Source organism: Vibrio satsumensis (genome assembly GCF_050337435.1).
In the GTDB taxonomy this organism is placed as follows: domain Bacteria; phylum Pseudomonadota; class Gammaproteobacteria; order Enterobacterales; family Vibrionaceae; genus Vibrio; species Vibrio satsumensis.
Map to the genome: position 1 here is coordinate 75,828 of NZ_JAKJSX010000004.1, position 21,226 is coordinate 97,053.

Consider the following 21,226-nt stretch of genomic DNA (forward strand, 5'->3'; position numbering starts at 1 on the left):
GTTGCTAAATAAATCCAACAACAGAAACTCATTGGTTAAGTACCAAGAATTTGTAATGGTAGGCTTAATAGCTGATCACCAGTCGATGCAAAATACCAGATAACACCGATCAAACTACTGACTAAACCCACATACCAAACGAATGACACGACTTGACCGTATTTGTCTAACGGTAACAAATGACTGTGATGACGCCCTTTCCATTCGAATAGTATTTCAACACTGCCCATGATCAATAAGAAACCAAACAGGGTTAAATTCAATTGATAACTCAATACCACGCCAGCAACGGCAGCCGCGACACAGAGTACGATCCCAAGCACACTGTTCATCGAAAAACTGATACTTTTAAGAACATGTCCACCATCAAGAGGCAAAATCGGCAGCAAATTAAATAGGTTTAACAAAGCGTTGAACACGGCTAGACCAGCAAAGAACATCTCACCAGTTACCCAGTACAATACAGTAAATATCAACGACAATATCAAACCAAACAGTGGCCCCATGATTGAGATAACCACATCTTGCCAGCGCGTATTAATCTTTTCGTCGGATAACGCCAAACCACCAAGGAATGGTATCAAATAAATGCCTTTGGTCTTCATGCCGAAGTATTTCATTGCTCTGATATGACCGTATTCATGGAACATAAGACAAGCGATCAAGGCAAGCGCGAACTGAATTGAAAATAACCATGAGTAAGCCGCTAAACTCGCGGAGGCAAGTACCACCTTGATTAACTTGGCACTCTTAAGGGCTTTCATTCCCAGCGAAACTAACCCGATTAAGCTAAAACGCTTCTCTGGTTTTGGTGCGACAACCGGGGTTTGTTGCTCGATATCTTTGGTGTTTCGATTGCCTTCGGTAACAGTTTGGCCATTCACCGACGTTTTATACGTCATCTCAAACGGTTGCCACTGAACGGTTGACTCAACGTGACACTGCAACGTTTCTTCGCCAGCACGTAGTGTAAATTCGTGTGTTCGTGCGTCTTCTTGGTCTGTGGTCGCATCTAATTGAGATACCAGAGTGTTATCCCAATACAACTGTTGCCACCCTGCCATTGAACCTTCTAAACGAAGCGGTTTACCAAGAAACTCTATCGCGAGTAATTCCAAACTTAAATTCCAATTTAATAACTTCTAACGAGTGTCGATATTATGCTGATTTAGCGATCGGTGGTAAACATAAACAAAGTTGTTACATATCGAGCAATTGAACACTATTTGTACCAATAGTTAACATAAACATTCTGGTCACACCTCCAACCACAAATAAATCATTGATTGTAGTTATATTATTAGTGTTAAAGTGCCGCCCCTTAAAAATATAACCTCACAAAATAACAACTATTTCTTTGACTTTATATAAAACATGAATTTAACATGCTGTTTACATTAGAGCTTCAACACCAACAATGCTCAGTGTGTTTTCAAACGATAATAATGAAATTCGATGCCCTAGGAGGGTCAAGGATGAAAACAATACAACGCTCTCTCGTTTCTCTTTCTGTGCTATTTGCATGCAATTCACTTGCGGCTGGTTTCCAAGTTGCTGAGCATTCTGCCTCAGGTCTTGGTCGCTCGTTCTCAGGTGAAGGTGCAGTAGCTGACAACGCGAGTGTACTAGCGAGAAACCCCGCCGCAATGACCCTATTTGATACAGCCCAATTTTCAGGCGCGGTTTCTATCGTTGATCCAGAGGTGGATATTACTCAAAACAATGTTCCAGGTTCTGGTGGACAAAGCCAAGTATCGAAAGATGTTGCACCTTTGCAAGTGGTTCCGGCTGCTTACTACATCAGCCCAATCAATGACAAATGGGCTTGGGGCATCGGTATGTTTTCTAACTACGGCGTTGCTACCGATTACCCAGATGATATTTATGCTGGTGATCTTGCCGGTGATACTTCACTTGTGTCAGTGAACCTGAACCCGAATGTGGCGTATCGAATTAATGACCAATTCAGTGTTGGTGCTGGTGCAAACCTTGTTTACGCAGAGGCAGAACTTAATCGTCACCAGGGTTCTATATCGAACATCACTGGCGATCCTGCTTCTACAAAACTGATTAGCATGACAGGCGAAACCTTTGCATTTGGTTGGAACGTAGGCGCGTTATATGAACTGAATAAAAACAATCGATTCTCTATCGCATATCGTTCAGAAGTGGACCTAGATTTTGATGATGGCGACTTCAGCGATTACACGGGTAGCATCGTACAAGGCAGTGCAACGACCACAACCGGTCGTCTAAAAATTACATTACCTTCGATCATTGAGGTTTCAGCTTTCCATCAACTCACCGATCAATGGGCTATCCATTACGGCTGGCAACAAACGGGTTGGAGTAGCTTTAAAGAGCTTAAAGCGACGAGTTCAGATTGCGCAAATGGCGAGTGTTTTAAAAAGACCGAAGACTACGACGACAATAACCGTTACTCACTGGGTGCAACTTACCAGTTAAACCAAGAATGGACCTTAAGAGCGGGTCTAGCTTATGACGAGCAAGCTGGTGAAGCGACATTGAGTATTCCAGATAGCGACCGTTTCTGGTACAGCGCAGGTTTGACTTACCAATACAGCCCTAACCTTTCAATCGATGCTGGTTTCGCTCTTGTTCAAAGTAAAGAAGGTGATTTCACTGAAACCAATGAACTTGGTCAGGAACTTGAATTCTCTGGTGATGCAGTCGCTTACCTATCTGCAATTCAAATGAACTACACCTTCAACTAAACGGAATTAAAACATGAAAAAGTTATTTAATGTTTCGCTGCTCGCTTCAGCAATGTTTCTTGCGGGTTGTGGTGATGACTCTTCGAGTTCAGGTGCTTCAACAGCGATTCAATATGAACAATACATTCAAGATTCACTCGCACAAGCGACGAGCATCAAGTTTCAATTAACGGGTGCTGATATCGCCGTTCCTCTTCCTAGTTTCGCGTTGATGGATGCTACGGACGGTACTCTTGGCTTGCCGACTGGTGGTGATGATTCATTAACCAACCCTATTGCAGCAATGAACACAATGGATGGCTGGTCTACTTCAATGCCAATCATCATGGATTTTGAAGGTACTGGTTTAGCTGATGGTGTGGCCACTGGTGGTGTTTACCTGCTAAAACTTAGCGGCTCGCTCACTTCTGAAACTGCACCAACAGTTGCAGGCATACTAACTCTAGGTGTTGATTTTAATGTTCTATCTAGCGCCTCAACTGACACATTCACAATCGTATTCAAAGACTCTCTCGATGCTTCAAGTGATTATGTGTTGGCTCTGTCGAACGAGTTAACTGACGTTAATGGCGACCCGGTAGGTATGTCGTCAAGCTACGCAGCCTTAAAATCAAGCGCAGTAACTTACACCGAAGGTAGCCTTGCTCAAGCGCAACAAGTAACTCAAGGCGTCGAGAAGATCTTCGCCGGAGCGAACGCTCAAGGTGCAATTACTCTTGATACTGAGAACATCATTTACTCGACATGGTTTACTACTGAATCCGTTGGTGATTCTCTTTTCGCAACAAAGGCTGCAACCGCAACAGGATTAGCAACTGCAAACCTCAATGGTGTCTGGAAAGGCAGTGCAAACCCCAACTCTGTTGACCTGTCGACAGCTTATGCGATGCAGTTTGTTTCTACTGAAACCTTCAAAACCGCATTAACTAACGATACTGATTTTGACAAATACATTGGAGGCGGAGATGCAGCAACAATCGCGAAAGCCAAAGGAGCCATCGAATTTATGTACGGTGCCACTGACAACGTAGATGTCAGCCAAGGTTTCGTTCAATTACCTTACTACTTAGAAACAAGCACTACTGAATGGAACTCTCAGCCATTTGAATCTGGTATGCCTAGCCTGGCTAAGGTCTCAAATGCTTTAGGTAATAGTGCTGAGCAAGCAAATATGGCAGCCCAGTTAGTTGCTGCAGGCATCGACACAAGCATATTAGCGACGAGTCAAACTGAACAGTTGAAGTTAATCGGTTTGAATTTAACGCTGGCTGACGGCTCACCGCTTGATAGTGAAAGAGTGATCACCAAGTACTCTCCTGTCCCACAAGTTAAATCACTGGAAGCTGTTGAATTCTTGTTGTTTACACCGAATGGTTCTGATCCTACTAATGTAGTGATCTACCAACACGGTATCACCTCTGCTAAAGAAAACGCTTACGCATTTGCCTACAACTTAGCAAGAGCCGGAACAGCAGTTTTAGCCATTGACTTACCAATACATGGTACGCGTAGTTTGGATGATACTCGTTCGGCAAACGCTGACGTTCTGGCTTATCTAAACTTAGCGAACTTACCTGTCGCTAGCGATAACGTACGCCAAAGTGCACTTGATGTAATGGGCTTACGCGCGGCTTTAGCCGTATCATCACAAGCAACATTGTTAGGCGCGTCACCACTTAAAGGTTTTGATTTAACCAAAGGCTCGCAAGTTAAGTTTCTAGGCCACTCGCTAGGCGGTATTGTTGGAACGACTGCAGTTGCAGCCTCTAACCGCACGCTCGGTAGTGTCGCAGCTAATTCGCTTTACTCATTCAGTGCAGCAGCCATAGAAAACTCTGGCGGTCAAATATCTAACCTTCTACTCGGTTCTACTGAGTTCGGCCCTCAGGTTAAACACAATGTTGCGTTGAGCGCTTCAACGGAATACGCGAGTTTCGCAAGTGCTACCTGTGCCAGCCTATCAGACAAAATCTGTTATGAAACGTTTGAAAGCAATGCAACCACAGCGCAGCTAGCCGTGATGACGGCTGCGTTTCAGCAATTTGCTTATGCTGCTCAAACCGTGTTAGATACCATCGACCCGTTCACTAACGCTGACCACCTGTTAAGCTCTGGTTCACCTGTCCTTCCTATTTATATGGGCCAAGTACAAGGCGATAATACAGTACCTAATTCCGTAGCAAGTGCTCCGTTTGCCGGAACAACACCATTAGCGACAAAACTTGGCCTGACTGTTGTTGATTCAGCTAATCTAACTCCCGACGGTTCAAAAGACTTTGTTAAGTTTAGTGATGTTGCTTCACACAGTACCTTCGTGATTCCTCAAGATGACACAACTCCGGTACCCCTAGATGCAGCTCATCACGCTAGCATGCAGGCACAAGCTTTAGACTTCTTGATAGATAACGCTTTAACTGCAGCGTCTATTACTGGTTCTGTATTGGAATAATTACGAGTTCTAAATGAAACCAAATGCCAGCCTAACCGCTGGCATTTTTGTCTCTGTCGTTCGAACAATTCCCCTAGTTAACCGTTTGCATAGAAACTTAAAACACAAATGGTTGATCTCAGCTAAAATTAATCAAGACAGAATACCGTACGACCTCTTTCTTTATTGCAAATAAAGTGGATAATAGCCCCGTAAATTTAATACCTAATAAATGTGAGTCCATTATGTCTTCTGAAGCTACTATGCTAGAACGCTGCCAATCTAAATGTGAACTATGTGGTTCTGATTCTTCTCTTACTGCATACGCAGTGCCGCCACACAGCCACGTAACAGTGGATCACGGCATCATGGTATGTGACAAATGTCTTGGTGAGATTGACGATCCTAAAGATATCAACCACTGGCGTTGTCTGACTGACAGCATGTGGAGCCAGGAAGCGCCAGTTCAAGTAACTGCATGGCGTCAACTAACTCGTCTGAACACAGAGAGCTGGGCTCAAGACGCGCTAGACATGATGTACCTTGAAGAAGAAACGTCAGTTTGGGCACAAATTGGTATGTCTGCTGATGACAAGCCTCTTGACGTGAACGGCGTTGAACTGAAGAAAGGTGACGACGTAACAGTAATTAAAGACCTGCCAATCAAAGGTACTAACCAAGTGATTAAGCAAGGTACTGTTATCCGTGGTATCAGCGTTGGTGATGATCCTAAGCTTGTTTCTGGTAAAACAAACGGTGGTCAATCAATGTACGTAATCGCTGAGTTCTGCCGTAAGAAGTAATTTCTTTTTACTGTTTGAATTAAGAAAGGCGCTCAATTGAGCGCCTTTCTTGTATCTACTATCTAACTGTTTTCAATTTAGTTATTTCTTAACCAAACATCTTGATTGGTTTGTGCTTTTTTCTTTTTCTTCTTTTTACCTGTGCCAGCCGGTGGCGCAACAGGTTTTAGTGCTGCGATAAGTTCAGCCGTCGCTTCTTCATCCACTTCAAAGCCTTCAATTTGCTCACGCTCAAGACGAATCTTGTTCTTCTTCTCGATGATTTTGAAGTGGTGGTAATCTTCGTGATCGATCAAAGATAGCGCAAGACCAACCTCGCCCGCACGACCACTTCGGCCGATACGGTGCATGTAGTCTGACGGGCTACGCGGTAAGTCAAAATTGATTACTACTGGCAGCTTCTCAATATCCAGACCACGTGCCGCAATGTCTGTCGCGATAAGAACGTCAATCTCGCCAGATTTGAAATCTTCAAGGATACGAGTACGTGAACCTTGCCCTTTATCACCGTGGAATACTTCAGCGATGATGCCGCGCTTGTAAAGCTTGTCTGCTAAGTGCTCACAGCTGTTCTTAGCATTTACGAAGATAAGAGCTTGGCGCCATTCGTGTTGTTGAATTAGGTGTGCGAGTAACGCTGTCTTGCGACCTTTTTCTACTTCAAATACACGTTGAACCAGTGTGCTCGCATTGGCACTTTGAAGTTGAACTTCAATGGGATCGCTTAGTAGTTCGTGAGTAAGCGTTTGAACTTGCTCTGGGAAAGTCGCAGAGAACAATAATGTTTGTTTCTTGCTCGGCAATAGCTTCAAGATTGCATCAAGTTCTTCGGTAAAACCTAGGCTTAGCATTCGGTCGGCTTCATCAAGCACTAACGTTTTTACTTTGTCTAGCTTGATTGCGTTGCTTGAAATGAGATCAAGCAGACGACCTGGCGTTGCTACCAAAATATCAGTGCCGCCACGTAGCGCCTGCATCTGAGTGTTTACCGATACACCACCAAACACACAAACCGTTTTAATCGCGCCGTTGAAATGTACAGCGTAAGATTTAACGCTGTCAGCCACTTGCTTAGCAAGTTCACGAGTGGGAACCAAGATAAGGCCAGAAACAAAGTTACCTTTGCCTGAACGACGGTCCAGAGGTGCATCTTCATGAATCTTTTGTAACAGTGGAAGTGCAAATGCTGCGGTTTTACCTGAACCGGTATTTGCGCCTGCAATTAAATCGCGTCCTGCTAACACACTTGGAATAACTTGCGCTTGGATAGGCGTTGGCTGTTGGTATTCAAGCTCAGATAAACGAGCCATCAAAGGTGAGATTAAGCCAAGATCAGAGAAGTTGGTTGATGTTGTGGTGTTAGTCATTAATTGCAGGAACTCAAAGCTAAAATAATAGCGCGCTATATTAACGTATTTCAGCTGTATTACGTAACTAAATCGCCCTTTCGCTTCTATTTCCCCGATTAATACCCTTCAGAAACCAAGTTATCGATGCTAGAGCGTCACTACTCACTGTATCCACCTCGTCTGCATACATTCTTAGCTTTATCATTGCCGCATTCGACGTGTGACAGACCGTTATGCCTAAGCTTTTTTTCAGGTGCTAATTTGCGAAGAGATAGAATTTATTTCAGATACAAAAACGCCAGCTTGGGAAGCTGGCGTTTTCTTAAAATTCTATATTTACATGTTAACGCTGAGATTAACGGTTAATGCCGATATCGCGTTGCATGTGACCAGATAAGTCGCTTGCGTAGTAACTACGTGGAGAGTTGTCTACGAAAAGAATATCGAAAATGTGTGCAATCAATCCTTTGAAGTTAACCGAGTAGGTCTTCTTATCCATAGAGTTAGGAACAGCGATAGTATTCATTTGTACTGCTTGAGCCATGATTGCCTCTCTATAAATTTGTTAATGTGTTTCGTTCTGATGACAAGAATAATAGGTGATCTTTTGTAGGTTAAAAAATGACTAAAATTAGACTTTGGGATTAGTTTTTCTAATAAAACAAACCATTAACAATGCCAAGAAATAGATATGCATATCAAGTGACTACAAATTCAATATGGTGTTTAAATCATGCATTTAGTACAAATACCCCGCAAACAACAGTGGCCAATGTCACAGAAAATTTACATAAATAAATTTTTCACTTCATCAGCCACGTATTCATTATCGACTTTTCGATAAGTTATATTTGTTTTTAATTTACTTGTTCAATACCTGGCTTCTTCGCATAAACCGACGCTATAACCGCAATCGTCATAGTCGAGATCAGTACAGCGAGCGACCAATAAGTTGGGATAGCCCACTCACTATCAACCAATAGCATTTTCACACCGATGAACACCATGATGAATGCCAGTGCTGGTTTCAAGTAGATGAACTTATCCATCATACCTTGTAGTACAAAATACAACGAACGAAGGCCAAGTAACGCAAATACATTTGCCGCTAATACCAAGAACGGTTCTTGTGTTACCGCAAAGATCGCAGGGATAGAGTCCAATGCAAACATCACGTCCATGACTGCAATCGCACCGATGACCAACATCATTGGAGTGAACGCCCATTTAGCACCCTGTTTAACCATTAATGCAGGGCCATGGAAATCCTCTGTTACCGGCATCACTTTACGAAGTAACTTTTCAGGCAGTGTATTCACACTCTCCTCTTCGCCCTTGTCTAATGCCAGTTTAATACCAGTACCAATCAAGAACGCAGCGAACACGTAAAGTACCCAGTGGTATTCAGCCAATAGCTGTGCGCCTAATGCGATCATAATTGCACGAAGTACAAGTGCACCAATTACACCCCAAAGAAGCGCACGTGGTCTCAGATGCTCAGGAACTTGGTATTGAGCAAAGATCATCGCAAAAACAAACAAGTTGTCTACGCTAAGGGATTTTTCTAACAAATAACCCGTAATGAATGACACGGTTGCTTTTTGCGCTGTGTAATCACTATTCGGCGCATAAATGTCCCAAAATAGGTAAATAGAGCCAGCAAACAAAAACGCAAGTACAAACCAGAAAACACTCCAGATTGCCGCTTTTTTGATAGTAACGTTGCCGCCACGAGTCTGATAGATATCAATAGAGACGAGAATAACGGTCAGCAGGAAAAAGCCCGCATAAGTCGTCATGATTGGCGATGAAAAAAAGGATTCACTATTTGTAGATAATAGAGATTGAGTTGAGTTCATTATTCCTCCGGGCGGAAGAACTGTACAAAGACCTTCCGCAAACAAAGCATATCAAGCTCCATTACGGATCTTGACTGTGATTGCGTTGGTCTCGTTGAAGTGAAATATGGGATTTCACCTTTACATACCGGATAGACTCTTGGCCTAACGAGATGACGATATGTAAACTTGCGCTAACTACTCCCCAAACGCGTGGATAATAATCCTCTGATTGTGTTTCGTCTATATAAATTTGCACAGAAAAAGCAAAAAAGGAGCAACCTGCTCCTTTTTTATTTCTTCCACTTACGCTTGGTATAGCGTTTATTGATAATGGGAATACTGCGACTGTTCAAAGCTGATCTTATCCAGCACGTAGGACCATTACAAACCTGTAGTTGGCACCAAATACACTAACGCTGACCAAACCGATACCCAACCGACAACCGCTACCGCATCTAACCAATCTTTCTTATCCATGCATATCTCCACAAGAAGGCGACCTGCAGAGGTGAAGCATAAACAATGCCAATTTTATAAATAACCCCAGTTAATAGCATTTAACATCAGTATTAGCTTCGCTTATCTAAAACATTCCATACAATTCAACGGTTCAATGTGTTGAAGAGACTCTGGGTGGTCTTGCAGAAACTCAATGAAGCAGTCTGCCATAGAGTCAGTGGTTACCGTGCCATCGCCTATCATATCCAACACGGCGTTATAGCCCTCTTTCCCTTTCATTGTGTAGGCAGACGACGCGCCACGGTAAATACGCTTGCGAGAAACAGTCTGCCAACCCGATTCATCAGAGTGGATTTCTAGATGGTGAATCCTGTGCCCTAAAGGCGCTTCTTTGTGGTAACAAAACCTCAGATTGTACGTATAAGGGAAACTGCCAGACCCCGTCCCCACGACGCCATTATCAATCGCGTTATTGATTGCACCTTCAAGCATGCCAGCGATCGTTTCACCTTTTACTTCATACACACCAATGGGTACGGCAAACGGTAGTAGTTTTCCGGCAATATCGGCAACAGAGACATCGCCGCTATTCAGTGAATTTCTTACACCGCCAGAGTTATGGATCGCAAAGTCTACCTGATGGCCTTTCTTATTCATTAAGTAATGGAATGACTGAGCAACCAAGGGCGCAAGTTGGCTCGGGCCTTTCTCGTCCGGGATACGTACATGGCGAAGTTTTGTATCTGCATGAGCAATAATTTGTTGCTGAAGCTTTCGAACTCGCGGCTGGTATTTATCCGTAAGAATACTCTGCAGTTCAGGATCTTTTTTACACACTGCAATATTGGGGTGATTGTTCAAAAACTCACACGCCATATCATGTGCGTCGTCTTGCCCTACTTCACTCAATTTCGCGTCTATAAAGAGTCGACGACCTAATAACAGTTCGTTCTTACCATTAAAGTGCGTCACTTTGCCTTGAGCATCGAATTCAATTTCACAGTGGCCTAGACTCATTGCGTGGAAACCCGCTTGCACAACATAGGTGTCACCAATTTTTACACCGTAGTCATCGTCTTTCACTAAGCCGATATCCGAGAAATCACCTTGTAAGCGGTGACTGTGGCCACCAACAATCACACCGATGCCTTTTACATTCGCTGCTAACTCTAAATCAGCCTCATAGCCAAGGTGACTCAGCAGCACAATCTTGTTAATACCAGCTTGATGGATCTGCTCTATTGTGGCTTTTGCCGTTTCTAGCGCGTTTTCAAATGGCGTATCAAAGTCTGGATTCGCAATGCCCGCCATTTTGTCGATGCTTAAGCCGAATATTGCGACCTTCTCGCCATCAAACTCTTTCGTTATAAAAGAAGCACTTCGTGTTTCAGGCAGATAAGGCTTAACAATTTCGTTGTCCGCTAACGTATGAGTTTTATTGATATCCTCATTCGATAGATTCCAGTTACCAGCTAACAGTGGGAATTTGATTCTTTTCGCGAAAATCGCAACGGGTTCATTACCCATGTCTAACTCGTGATTGCCGAGTGTCATGGCATCTATATTAAGGGCGTTCAACAAATCGGCGTTGGCTTTTCCCTTGAATAAAGAAAAGTACAAAGTGCCTTGGAAGCAGTCGCCAGCGTGTAGGAACAAGGTTCCAACCTTCTGGCGCTGGGCATCTTGTTCTATTTGTTTAAAGCGTGTTGAAATTCGAGCAAAGCCACCAGCACTGACATAAGGTTCAATGATGTGATTGTTCATTTTAAGTGATAGCTGTAACGAGGTTGGTTCAAAGTATGAGTGGGTGTCGTTGATGTGTGCCAACACTATTTTTGTCGGCTTATTCTTTTTAGTCATATTTTCTTCTCTCTTTGTCCCTTCATACTAGGTCGAGAATCATGACAGAATCGTGAATTTTATGAAACTGCACTGCAAAAAAATACTCGAGATAGATCAAAAATCTCATTTTGCACCGTATTAATAAACAACGGGTTTTGTGACAGGTGAGCATACCGGATTGGTATTTTTCGATTATGATTAAAGATATCTGTTAGCTTTCAAACAATTAGCAGAGCCTTCCGTTAGGAGTAAGCCTATGCAACTAGAAAGAATCGAGATTTCTGGCTTTCGAGGTATCAAGCGCATGTCACTCGCGTTTGACGAGCTAACCACGCTTATTGGTGAAAATACTTGGGGTAAGTCTTCATTATTGGATGCCCTTTCCGTCGTACTGCCTTCAGACGGTGTACCATATCACTTTGAAATGACCGATTTTCATGTCGATTACTCTGTGTCACATCCACAGTCTCAACACCTTCAAATTGTTCTCGCATTAAAAGCTAACGACAAGAGCGAACTTAACGCAGGTCGTTATCGCAAACTCAAACCTATCTGGGTTCAAGATGAGTTTGGCGCATTTCGCATCTATTACCGAATAAGCGCGACGTTAGAGCAGTACGAAACGACCACACACTATGCATTTTTAGGTTTGGATGGTAATCCGCTTAAGCTTCATCATTCGGAAAAGCTCGCTCAAGAATTAATGACCTTACACCCCGTCATCCGTTTGCGTGATGCGAGGCACTTTGATCGTCCTTTCAACGGCAAGTCTCTTAATCATAATGCTCACCTACCAACTAACGGTCAGGCTAATAATACGAATGGAAATGGAAACGGCAGTAATCATACAAGCAATGGCAATGGGGCGAACGGAAATGGTACCAATGGTAATGGGCGCCAAGCAAGAATAGAAAAACGAATCGACAATACCTGCCGTCGCTTAATGGCGATACCTGGCCATGTCAATAAAGGCGAAATGCGCAGTAGCCTAGAGTCGATGCAAAGCCTAATCGAGCACTACTTTTCTTTCAAAAGTACTTCTCGTCGTAATCCTAGAAAACAAAGGGATGGCCTACTCTACTCAGCTGGTGCGAACGACAAGAGCATTCATCAACTTGTTGAAGAGACAAAAAATAAACAAACCCGCTTATTATTCATGGGGTTACTTAACGCCTACCTGCAAGCTAAAGGGCCAAACGACTTACGACGATGTGCTCGTCCTCTTCTGATCCTTGAAGATCCCGAAGGTCGATTACATCCAACCCATTTAGCAAGGGCGTGGAGTTTGATGCAAAAGCTACCCATGCAGAAAATCCTTACAACTAATAGCGGCGATTTACTTGCAGCAGTGCCATTCCAATCAATTCGTCGCTTGGTACGTCAATCTGACAAAACCATCGCCAATCAGCTCAACATGAATCACTTCAGTAAAGATGAACTTAGACGAATTGGGTTTCATATTCGTTTCCACCGTTCCGGTGCCCTGTTTGCTCGCTGTTGGTTATTAGTTGAAGGTGAAACCGAAGTTTGGTTATTCAATGAACTCGCCAACCAATGTGGTTACAACCTTGCAGCAGAAGGTGTGCAAATTATAGAGTTCGCTCAATCGGGGCTTAAAGCTCTAATCAAAGTAGCTCAAGAGTTCGGGATTGATTGGCACGTGGTTACCGACGGAGATGCGGCAGGTAAGAAATACGCCGCAACAGTATTATCTAAGTTAGGAAAAGACCAAGCAAGACATCGCCTCACTGAACTACCAGATAGAGACATCGAGCATTACTTGTACATGAATGGTTTTGAAAACTTTTTCCGGGATATGGTTAAGATCCCTTATGACCATCCTATCCCTCCCAAAAAAGTGGTCGCGAAGGTATTAAAGAAACACGCGAAACCCGACCTTGCATTAGCTATCGTTTCTCATTGTGAGGACCAAGGACAAGAATGCATTCCGTTATTATTGAGGTGGACGTTAAAACGCGTGATCACCATGGCGAACGGGAATACCTAAGCATAATTTGTTTTATAGATGCTATCAGTTGCTCTACTGATGAAATCTTTAGTTTATTGCCTCTCAACAAAAAAAGGCACACCAAATGGTGTGCCTGTATAAATCGATATACAAATTAATTGGGGGTTATCTTGCAAGAGTTCACAGTGACTAAACCATAGCTTTCTTAACGTATTTATTAAGCCTTTGCCTGTTTAGCGTGTTGTTCAACAACTTCCGAAGATTGAGTCGATTTCTCGTGAAGCCATAGCCCTGTTGCTTTCATCAAGTATCCAAACACACCACCAAGCAGTAAAGATGGTACTACAAGTTGCCAATCGCCACCTGCAGCAAACGTCGCACAGCAACCAATGAAGGTTCCTGGGATATAACCTAGCCACGCTTGTTTCGCTTGAATACACATAAAGAAAGCCACAACAGCAGTAATCATGTAGCCTAAAATCTCTAACCCTGCGAAGGTTGAGCTTTCGATAATCACCATTGCCCAGAATACGCCTGTCATGTTGGTCAATAAGCTTCCTGCTAGTCCTTTTACGCCGCCTGTTGGCGAAGCAAAGTAGCTGGTGCAGCCTAGGAAACCTGCCCATGACAATAAGCCGAAAGAGATAGCTATCCATCCCCAAAGACCTGACAAAATACCTGTTGTTAATGAAATCGCGACTAATGTACTCATACTATTTCTAAAGCCTAATTACGTCATTGAACGCAACCGGATTTAGCCTCACTTAAAATCAAGTAAGCATACTATGGTAAGAACGCCTTCATTTAGACGATCACGATCACATTAATAATGTACGCGAATGTGCATTTATCACCAGATAGAGACCGGAAACGCTTATTCAACACATTTAGTTATTAGTATTTTATCAAATCTACCTTACAGAACCGACCGTTTGCCTTTCATCATTCGCTTACCTTCTCGCTTAATACATTCAGCAAGTGGGTTTTCTGCCATGTCGGCACGCCAAATGAATGAAAGCGTACGCTCCATTTCAAGCTCAGGAACATTCAAAGTCACAAGCTGCCCTGATTCAACAAACTGCTCGACATCGAGATAAGGTAAACACGTTAAATATGGGCCGTTTGCTACCAAACTTCTTAAAACAGGAACGTGTTCATACTCTCGCCAAACATCGAGATCACCAATTAAATGGTGAATAGAGCTATCAAAAACTTTGCGAGTACCCGAGCCGTGTTCGCGCAATACCCACTTCGCTTGCTCTAACTGTGCCAAACTCACTCGTTCACGCTTCGCAAACGGGTGATGAGCCGAAGCAACCACCGTTAAATGGTCAGTACACCACACTTCTTGGTGAACTCGATTGTCATCACAACGACCTTCGATAACACCCAGATCATATTGATAATCTAATACACCATCAATGACAGCATCGGTACTTTGTACACCGAGCGAGATTCGCATCTCAGGAAAGTCGTTATCAATAATACTGATGAGATCCGGAACGAGGTGTTCCGCTGGCGTTTGGCTAGCACCTAATTTGAGTTCACCACTCAACAAATGCTGCTCATAGAAACCCATCTCAATTTGCTGTGCGTCTTGCAGTAAACGCTTCGCTTTTGGTCTTAACCACATGCCCCAATGAGTTAGGGCCATTTGCTTGCCCTGCCTTTCAAACAAAGGCCTGCCGAGCATTTTTTCCAACTGTGCAAGAGACATACTTGTCGCCGACTGAGTCAACGCCAATTTGTCTGCTGCCTGACTGACACTCCCGGAGTCTGCTACTGCATCAAATACCGCGAGTTGCTTTAATGAATAACGCAAAATTCATCCTTAATGCTTTTAATTATTTGTGTCCTGATGCTCGTTTATTATTAAGCCGATGAGCAATCAATTTCATTCTACGCGTAACAAAATCTATATCAATAAATTTGATGTGGTTTCTAAAAATTATCAATTTTACCTCTACCCCTCAACACCCTAATCTGGAATGGCAGGACACAACGAGCCCTGCAAAACACGATTGATTAATCATTACGGATTAACCAAGTCATTAACACTAGGAATTACACATGACGGATTGTTCAAGGGGGGGATATGGCAACCAGCACTTCTGAAAATCAGCAACTGTTCTCACCAACAGAAATGATGGCGGAAGCCGAGAAGTTTGCATTAAGCAAAGCAAATAAAACCAGCAGCATGACATTGAGTTTGGCAATCATGGCTGGCGCATTCATCGGGCTTGCTTTTTTATTCTACATCACGGTAACCACAGGTAGCGCTGATGCTGGATGGGGATTGAGTCGTTTAGCCGGCGGTCTTGCATTCAGCATGGGGTTAATCCTGATTGTAATTTGCGGTGGCGAGCTGTTTACCAGTTCAGTGTTATCAAGCATCTCATGGGCTAACAAGCAAATAACCTTCACTAAGATGCTGTCTATCTGGGGCAAGGTTTACGTCGGTAACTTTATCGGTGCCATGTTCCTTTTGGCTTTGGTAAGCGCAGCAGGCTTATATCAATTAGATGGTGGCCAATGGGGCTTAAACGCTCTTAACATTGCACAGCACAAGCTACACCACAGCCCTGTTCAAGCTTTTGCTTTGGGTGTGCTTTGTAACTTGCTGGTGTGTTTAGCCATTTGGTTAACGTTCAGCTCCGCTAACGCAATGACCAAAGCAATGATGACCGTGTTACCCGTTGCAATGTTCGTAAGCTCAGGCTTTGAACACTGTGTGGCGAATATGTTCATGGTTCCGCTAGGCATCACAATTCAAGCATTCGCACCGGAAAGCTTCTGGATGCAAATCGGCGCAACACCAGCGCAGTACGCAGACCTAAACATCATGCAATTTGTCACCGCAAACTTAATACCAGTGACAATCGGCAACATCGTAGGTGGTTCAGTATTGGTCGGCTTAGCCAACTGGAGTATCTACCGTCGCCCACAACTTAAAGCAGCAAAAATTACTGCAATTACACAAACAACAGAAATTACGTCAGTTAAGGAAATCACTATGAACACAGCAACGACTATCAAGCAAATCATGAACACTCAACCAATTACACTAAGCGTAGAAATGCCTACATCAGTGGCAATTGATTCACTTTTAGACGCTCAACTTGTTAGCGCTCCTGTTTGCGATGTTGAAGGTCGTCTGGTTGGTATCTTCTCTGTTCACGACGTAATGGTCGACCTTTGGTGCCAAGACTACATCCCAACTAAAGGCCAGAAAGTCGTAGACCTAATGAGCCGTGACGTGGTGGCAATCGATGCAAACGACAAGCTGGTTGATGTAGCTGAGTTCCTATGTATCGACAAAGAGCAACTGTACCCTACTACCAGCATGGGCTTCGCAACTCGCTTGACTTCTCTTTCTCTAGAAGAGCGTGCAAAAGCGATGAAAGTGAGCCAGCCACATATGCTTCCAGTATTGGAAAACGGTGTGATGGTGGGTGTTCTTACTCGTACTGAGGTGATGCAAGCACTTCGCCCAATCTACGGTGACCGCCTAAACGTAGTACCAAAAGCGGAACTAGAAACGGCTTAACTGGTCAAGGGGTTAACTTGCAGTGGTTTAATCTACAGTGGATTAACTTGCAATGGTTTAACTAGGAAGCGTGTAGCTAACGACTGTTTTACTAGGAAGTGGTTAGCTAACTAGAACAAGGTTGAACAATTAGGGATTAGTTGTTCTCCTCGAAAATCAGTCATGGCAACGTTGACTGGCTAAAAGTAAATGGTGGCTTAAAGCGCAACTAAAGGTTTGACACAAAACAGATCTAAACGCGTTACCATTTACCGTAATAAAAAGGCGCAAAGTGAATACTTTGCGCCTTTCTCTTTTTCTAACTGTTGCTTTCTAGGTATCGATTCAACTTTTGGTGCTACATAAAAGATTGATACCTGCAGCAATCATCAATAGCTAGATTACTTCTTTACACCTTCAACGTGTAGATCCATGTCTACGTAGCTTGAAGCGCCCATTACTGGAATGTTGAAGTCAGCAAGTTCTAGACGAGTTGTACCAACGAAACCAGCACGCTCACCGCCCCATGGGTCTTGACCAGCGCCGATGAATTCAGCTTCGATAACGATAGGCTTAGTTACGCCGTGAAGTTTAAGGTCACCCATTACTTCAAGTTTGCCATCGCCTTTATCAACCACTTTCGTGCTGTTAAAAGTAGCGTCTGAGAATTTACCTGCATCAATGAAGTCAGAGCTACGGATGTGCTTGTCACGCTCAGCATGGTTAGAGTCTAGACTCGTTGTATCAACAACAACGTTTACTTTTGATGCTTCAACGTTGTTTGCGTCATACGAGAAATCACCAGAGAATGTGTTAAAACGACCTTGGATAAAGCTGTAACCTAGGTGGCTAACTTTAAAGTTAACTGAAGCATGCGCACCTTTTGTATCAATCACGTAATCAGCGGCGTTCGCAGCGAAAGGCATTGCCATAGCAAATGCTAATCCTGTAGCGATAATTGACTTTTTCATTTTGAAGCTCCTATCATTTTTCGTAGCGTATCGTCTTTGTCGATAACGTGGTGTTTTATCGCCGCTAAGGCGTGCACTGATGCCATAATGATCAGTACCCATGCAGCATAGTAGTGAACCGTACCTGCGAGATCAGATTGGTTTGCAAACAGTTCGCCCATACTTGGTACAGTGAACCAATTGAATACCTCGATCCCGCGGCCATCTGATGTTGAAATCAAATAACCTGAAATAAATAAAACCGCTAAGTTGATGTACATGAAGCCGTGAGCGATCTTCGCTGCTGCAACTTCATAGCTTTTCCCTTCCACCTTAGGTGACGCGGTAACTAGTTTCCAAAGCAAGCGAATAACGGTAACGGCAGCCAAAAGAATGCCTACCGAACGGTGATAATCTGGTGCTGTTTTGTACCACTCGCTGTAATATGAAAGATCAACCATCCACAGGCCTACACCAAATAAGCCAAAAATCGCGAGTGCTGAGATCCAATGCATCGCTCTTGCTAAAGGGTTGTAATTTCTAACGTTGTTGTCCATGCATCTCTTCCGAATGTTAACGAGTAGTGTAGTTTTGAAAAGCGTACCCTACACCAAGTTTGTGTAACATATTATTTACCAAGCTTTACATTGGTAACATCATTTCAAATTAAACGAGTTATTCAAATTATTTGAACAAGTTTGGGCTAAGCGTTAGATTTCAACGATTTGTTCGATCTCGTAAAGCTCATCTGAGATATCTAACATTTTACGCTCCATCACTTTTTGAGCGTCTTCTATCCCTTTGTTGTAATAAACCGCCCCAAACTTTTTACTGATGAAGTCGACCAAGAATTCTGTGTCGAACTGGCCAAGCTCCACATCGAGTTCATCTTGCAGGTATTTTTGTAGAGTATGGGTGAGCTCAGACTTTTGCTTCGAATCTAGTTGAATTGTCATGAATGTTTCCAAGTAAAGAGTAAATAAATCCATCGTGAACAGCTGACTAAACTATAATCTAGCTAGCTCACTTGTAACTTTGCAGCTAAAGATAGTCTTTCTAACTGATTAGAATTCCTCATAATTTAGAATACAGACCCGCGAAGTGCCAGTGCTATCCATAAAATCGCTCCGCAATCGCTAATTTTGATAGAGGGATCAAGAACTCGCACTTTGGCAATAGGTAATGACACATTAATTACCGTACTATTGCCCATCAATAAGATAGTAACTGTGTATAAGGGACTTCATTGTTATTAGATCTCGTGATTAAAAGCGTCAATCAGTTTCAAGACGATTGTCTAAAACTCTGTGAGCGTCATTATCCTACGGTGCACAACCAAGGGATCAGTGAGCATCACATCGGTAAAGCCTTTGCCCGACGAATGGAACACACCTTTGTTAGCTTTAACCATGCAAGCAACATCAGCCCACTCGAAATGCTCTCTTCTGGTGAAAACCCTAGACACTTCCGAATCTCTTCTGAAATCGGTACCGTTTGGATGATTAGCCATCATATGGTGAGCGCGGGAAAAACGTGTCGTAAAAAGTTGATGTTAGACATTCATAACTGGCAGCAAGAGTATGGATTCGCAATTCAGCCCAATGACGTTTTGATCATTGTCTCCGACCATTGGATAAGCCGAAGTAAAAACAGTAGTGAGTTGTTACATTGGTGGATGGGAGAACTCCCAGACGAGATAACGGAATACAGCCAGCAAGGCATCACTCTAAGAGAGAGTGATTCTCAATTCGCTTCCGATTTAAATAACAATTTCAGAATCAGCCCTTGCTTTATTAAATTCGGCCACCCACTCAAACGGTCAGTAAATCAACAATTGGTTCGTAAATACCTGCAACTTTATGCGGTACTTCAATGGCAGTGATAATACGGGTCAACTTTTTCATTCAATATTTAAAGTAAATTGTTAGACCTTCATCCCAATATTTTATAAAAGAAAACTCATTCCCTGTTCATTAATTATTCGAACCTTCTGTTTTAATTATTAATAGTTGTTGTACTCGTCGTCTCGATTTTGAGAGATAGATATCATTTCTGTGTAACTCTCTTAGTCCCTCCATTTTGTAACTTTGACATTCCCCCACAATCTAAGCCTTTAACCCTACTTTTCGCTGGTGTATCAGCGTTATAGCCTTATATTGGCTGAGGTTAATATGAGAGACGTTACTTAGCCATTAAATTCACAGCAACTATCAAACACAGCGAATGATAAGTAAATTTAATGACTAATGTCATTTATCATGCTGATTTTTCGTTAATTATCTTTATTTAATTATTGACCCTACGTATGATTTTTTATTAATTGACAATTTACTTACACCTGTCAATATTGTGACAGCCATGACGTATATTTTCGTCATTAAATAAACACCTTTATTAGCGACTATGATTTTATCAGACAGAAGTGAATTTATTAGCTGTATATCTGTGGATGCCGATATGCAGTTTATTGCGAAATATCAAGACTTAACACTTAGAAGTGTCTATCAACCTATATTTGACAGTTCAATGACTCAGATAGGCGTTGAAGCTTTGGTGCGTATTTCGAATAGCAAAGGGGATGTTGTTCGTCCTGATCACTTCTTCCATTCCGACGATACCTTATGCACTGACAAGATCAATGTAGAAAGGCTGAGTCGCGCTATCCATATCCGTAACTTCGCACAATCGAATATCCGCCATTTAGACTTGTTTTTGAATGTTCTTCCAAACGTTGGTGAGTTATTTGCTGCAGAAAAGGTCAGTGACAGCCTTCTGGCAAAACGTCTTCATGAGTTGAACCTTTCATGTGAGCAGATCGTGATGGAATTGGTCGAACTGAATGCCGAAAGTGAAGAGCGCTTGAAAGATGCAGCCCTCTCTCTTGCGGAGAATGGTTTTCAAATCGCGGTCGACGATTTCGGAACACAAGCATCAACAGAACAACGCGTCCGCCACATCAATCCTCATATCATTAAGATCGATCGCTCAGTGATGTTAGATTTTGAGCAAGGTGACACACGAGAAATGGAATTAGTTCTAGAACTCGCGAAGCAAATCGGCGCTAAGACTGTCATCGAAGGCATTGAAACAGAGCATCAACTCACGGCAATGCAAAGCTTGGGCTTTGACATGTACCAAGGCTACCATCTAGCGATGCCTAAACCGATTGAGTTGGATATCCGTTTAGCAATCTAAAACCGCCCTTACTCTTCTTAAAGCCGCTAGCCACTGGTTAGCGGCTTTTTAATACCTGTTACTGAACACATTCCTTTATTAACGAAGTTCTTTGTTCGTGTAGCGGTTTTCACATCGTTTTCTCTGCAT

General features: G+C 42.9%; 17 protein-coding genes. 7 read left to right on the forward strand and 10 right to left on the reverse strand.

Annotation, left to right across the window (positions count from 1 at the left end):
- Positions 1 to 35: 35 nt before the first annotated feature.
- Positions 36 to 1,118, reverse strand: a complete 1,083-nt coding sequence (locus L4C44_RS03480; RefSeq protein ID WP_057622219.1) for a site-2 protease family protein — start codon at positions 1,116 to 1,118, stop codon at positions 36 to 38.
- Positions 1,119 to 1,475: 357 nt separating this feature from the next.
- Between L4C44_RS03480 and L4C44_RS03485 the strand changes: the two genes are divergently transcribed.
- From L4C44_RS03485 to L4C44_RS03495, 3 genes are all read left to right on the forward strand, one after another.
- On the forward strand, positions 1,476 to 2,735 hold the full coding sequence (locus tag L4C44_RS03485; protein WP_057622220.1) for an outer membrane protein transport protein: 1,260 nt from the start codon (positions 1,476 to 1,478) through the stop codon (positions 2,733 to 2,735).
- Positions 2,736 to 2,748: 13 nt separating this feature from the next.
- Complete coding sequence (locus L4C44_RS03490; protein ID WP_428804378.1) at positions 2,749 to 5,184, forward strand: VolA/Pla-1 family phospholipase; 2,436 nt, start codon at positions 2,749 to 2,751, stop codon at positions 5,182 to 5,184.
- Positions 5,185 to 5,408: 224 nt separating this feature from the next.
- Entirely contained in the window at positions 5,409 to 5,966 is a 558-nt protein-coding gene (locus tag L4C44_RS03495; RefSeq protein WP_017060062.1) for a PhnA domain-containing protein, read from the forward strand.
- 77 nt (positions 5,967 to 6,043) lie between these two features.
- Here L4C44_RS03495 and L4C44_RS03500 read toward each other — a convergent pair whose 3' ends face one another.
- From L4C44_RS03500 to L4C44_RS03515, 4 genes are all read right to left on the reverse strand, one after another.
- Positions 6,044 to 7,333: a DEAD/DEAH box helicase gene (locus tag L4C44_RS03500; protein WP_146491605.1), complete on the reverse strand. Its 1,290-nt coding sequence runs from the start codon at positions 7,331 to 7,333 to the stop codon at positions 6,044 to 6,046.
- Positions 7,334 to 7,670: 337 nt separating this feature from the next.
- A complete protein-coding gene (locus L4C44_RS03505; protein ID WP_017059812.1) occupies positions 7,671 to 7,859 on the reverse strand; it encodes a hypothetical protein in 189 nt (62 codons plus the stop codon).
- A 313-nt stretch (positions 7,860 to 8,172) separates the two neighbouring features.
- Positions 8,173 to 9,174, reverse strand: a complete 1,002-nt coding sequence (locus L4C44_RS03510) for a TerC/Alx family metal homeostasis membrane protein (RefSeq protein WP_048612514.1) — start codon at positions 9,172 to 9,174, stop codon at positions 8,173 to 8,175.
- A gap of 561 nt (positions 9,175 to 9,735) precedes the next feature.
- Entirely contained in the window at positions 9,736 to 11,475 is a 1,740-nt protein-coding gene (locus L4C44_RS03515) for a bifunctional metallophosphatase/5'-nucleotidase (protein WP_285954509.1), read from the reverse strand.
- Positions 11,476 to 11,713: 238 nt separating this feature from the next.
- Here L4C44_RS03515 and L4C44_RS03520 point away from each other — a divergent pair, with 238 nt between their 5' ends.
- Positions 11,714 to 13,465: an ATP-dependent endonuclease gene (locus tag L4C44_RS03520; RefSeq protein ID WP_285954510.1), complete on the forward strand. Its 1,752-nt coding sequence runs from the start codon at positions 11,714 to 11,716 to the stop codon at positions 13,463 to 13,465.
- A gap of 178 nt (positions 13,466 to 13,643) precedes the next feature.
- Here the strand turns inward: L4C44_RS03520 and L4C44_RS03525 are convergent, their stop codons facing one another.
- Positions 13,644 to 14,138, reverse strand: a complete 495-nt coding sequence (locus L4C44_RS03525; RefSeq protein ID WP_371714851.1) for a DUF1097 domain-containing protein — start codon at positions 14,136 to 14,138, stop codon at positions 13,644 to 13,646.
- 204 nt (positions 14,139 to 14,342) lie between these two features.
- Complete coding sequence (locus tag L4C44_RS03530) at positions 14,343 to 15,248, reverse strand: LysR substrate-binding domain-containing protein (protein WP_010429535.1); 906 nt, start codon at positions 15,246 to 15,248, stop codon at positions 14,343 to 14,345.
- A 273-nt stretch (positions 15,249 to 15,521) separates the two neighbouring features.
- Here L4C44_RS03530 and focA point away from each other — a divergent pair, with 273 nt between their 5' ends.
- A complete protein-coding gene (focA, locus tag L4C44_RS03535; RefSeq protein WP_428804379.1) occupies positions 15,522 to 16,973 on the forward strand; it encodes a formate transporter FocA in 1,452 nt (483 codons plus the stop codon).
- Positions 16,974 to 17,353: 380 nt separating this feature from the next.
- On the opposite strand, the gene L4C44_RS03540 is transcribed toward focA, so the two are convergent.
- The 3 genes from L4C44_RS03540 to L4C44_RS03550 all read right to left on the reverse strand — a co-directional run bounded on the left by L4C44_RS03540 (position 17,354) and on the right by L4C44_RS03550 (position 18,858).
- Positions 17,354 to 17,923 (reverse strand): YceI family protein, encoded by a 570-nt coding sequence (locus tag L4C44_RS03540; RefSeq protein ID WP_128164231.1) that lies wholly within the window; start codon positions 17,921 to 17,923, stop codon positions 17,354 to 17,356.
- On the reverse strand, positions 17,920 to 18,459 hold the full coding sequence (locus L4C44_RS03545; RefSeq protein ID WP_048660207.1) for a cytochrome b: 540 nt from the start codon (positions 18,457 to 18,459) through the stop codon (positions 17,920 to 17,922). Before L4C44_RS03545 ends, L4C44_RS03540 begins: the two co-directional genes overlap by 4 nt.
- Before the next feature lie 153 nt (positions 18,460 to 18,612).
- Positions 18,613 to 18,858, reverse strand: a complete 246-nt coding sequence (locus L4C44_RS03550; protein WP_017059821.1) for a DUF2164 domain-containing protein — start codon at positions 18,856 to 18,858, stop codon at positions 18,613 to 18,615.
- Between the two features lie 290 nt (positions 18,859 to 19,148).
- Between L4C44_RS03550 and L4C44_RS03555 the strand changes: the two genes are divergently transcribed.
- Together L4C44_RS03555 and L4C44_RS03560 are read left to right on the forward strand one after the other, a co-directional pair.
- Positions 19,149 to 19,784 carry a hypothetical protein gene (locus L4C44_RS03555; protein ID WP_146491609.1) on the forward strand — a complete coding sequence of 212 codons (636 nt, stop codon included), beginning with the start codon at positions 19,149 to 19,151 and terminating at the stop codon, positions 19,782 to 19,784.
- A gap of 575 nt (positions 19,785 to 20,359) precedes the next feature.
- On the forward strand, positions 20,360 to 21,097 hold the full coding sequence (locus L4C44_RS03560; RefSeq protein ID WP_327784316.1) for an EAL domain-containing protein: 738 nt from the start codon (positions 20,360 to 20,362) through the stop codon (positions 21,095 to 21,097).
- Positions 21,098 to 21,226 lie beyond the last annotated feature (129 nt).

Excerpts from the sequence above, each read along its gene's own strand:
- L4C44_RS03545 (WP_048660207.1), bottom strand. The coding sequence starts at position 18,459 with ATGGACAACAACGTTAGAAATTACAACCCTTTAGCAAGAGCGATGCAT.
- L4C44_RS03505 (WP_017059812.1), bottom strand. The coding sequence starts at position 7,859 with ATGGCTCAAGCAGTACAAATGAATACTATCGCTGTTCCTAACTCTATG.
- L4C44_RS03495 (WP_017060062.1), top strand. The coding sequence starts at position 5,409 with ATGTCTTCTGAAGCTACTATGCTAGAACGCTGCCAATCTAAATGTGAA.
- L4C44_RS03515 (WP_285954509.1), bottom strand. The coding sequence starts at position 11,475 with ATGACTAAAAAGAATAAGCCGACAAAAATAGTGTTGGCACACATCAAC.
- focA (WP_428804379.1), top strand. The coding sequence starts at position 15,522 with ATGGCAACCAGCACTTCTGAAAATCAGCAACTGTTCTCACCAACAGAA.
- L4C44_RS03500 (WP_146491605.1), bottom strand. The coding sequence starts at position 7,333 with ATGACTAACACCACAACATCAACCAACTTCTCTGATCTTGGCTTAATC.
- L4C44_RS03550 (WP_017059821.1), bottom strand. The coding sequence starts at position 18,858 with ATGACAATTCAACTAGATTCGAAGCAAAAGTCTGAGCTCACCCATACT.
- L4C44_RS03520 (WP_285954510.1), top strand. The coding sequence starts at position 11,714 with ATGCAACTAGAAAGAATCGAGATTTCTGGCTTTCGAGGTATCAAGCGC.
- L4C44_RS03560 (WP_327784316.1), top strand. The coding sequence starts at position 20,360 with ATGCAGTTTATTGCGAAATATCAAGACTTAACACTTAGAAGTGTCTAT.
- L4C44_RS03490 (WP_428804378.1), top strand. The coding sequence starts at position 2,749 with ATGAAAAAGTTATTTAATGTTTCGCTGCTCGCTTCAGCAATGTTTCTT.
- L4C44_RS03510 (WP_048612514.1), bottom strand. The coding sequence starts at position 9,174 with ATGAACTCAACTCAATCTCTATTATCTACAAATAGTGAATCCTTTTTT.
- L4C44_RS03485 (WP_057622220.1), top strand. The coding sequence starts at position 1,476 with ATGAAAACAATACAACGCTCTCTCGTTTCTCTTTCTGTGCTATTTGCA.
- L4C44_RS03525 (WP_371714851.1), bottom strand. The coding sequence starts at position 14,138 with ATGAGTACATTAGTCGCGATTTCATTAACAACAGGTATTTTGTCAGGT.
- L4C44_RS03540 (WP_128164231.1), bottom strand. The coding sequence starts at position 17,923 with ATGAAAAAGTCAATTATCGCTACAGGATTAGCATTTGCTATGGCAATG.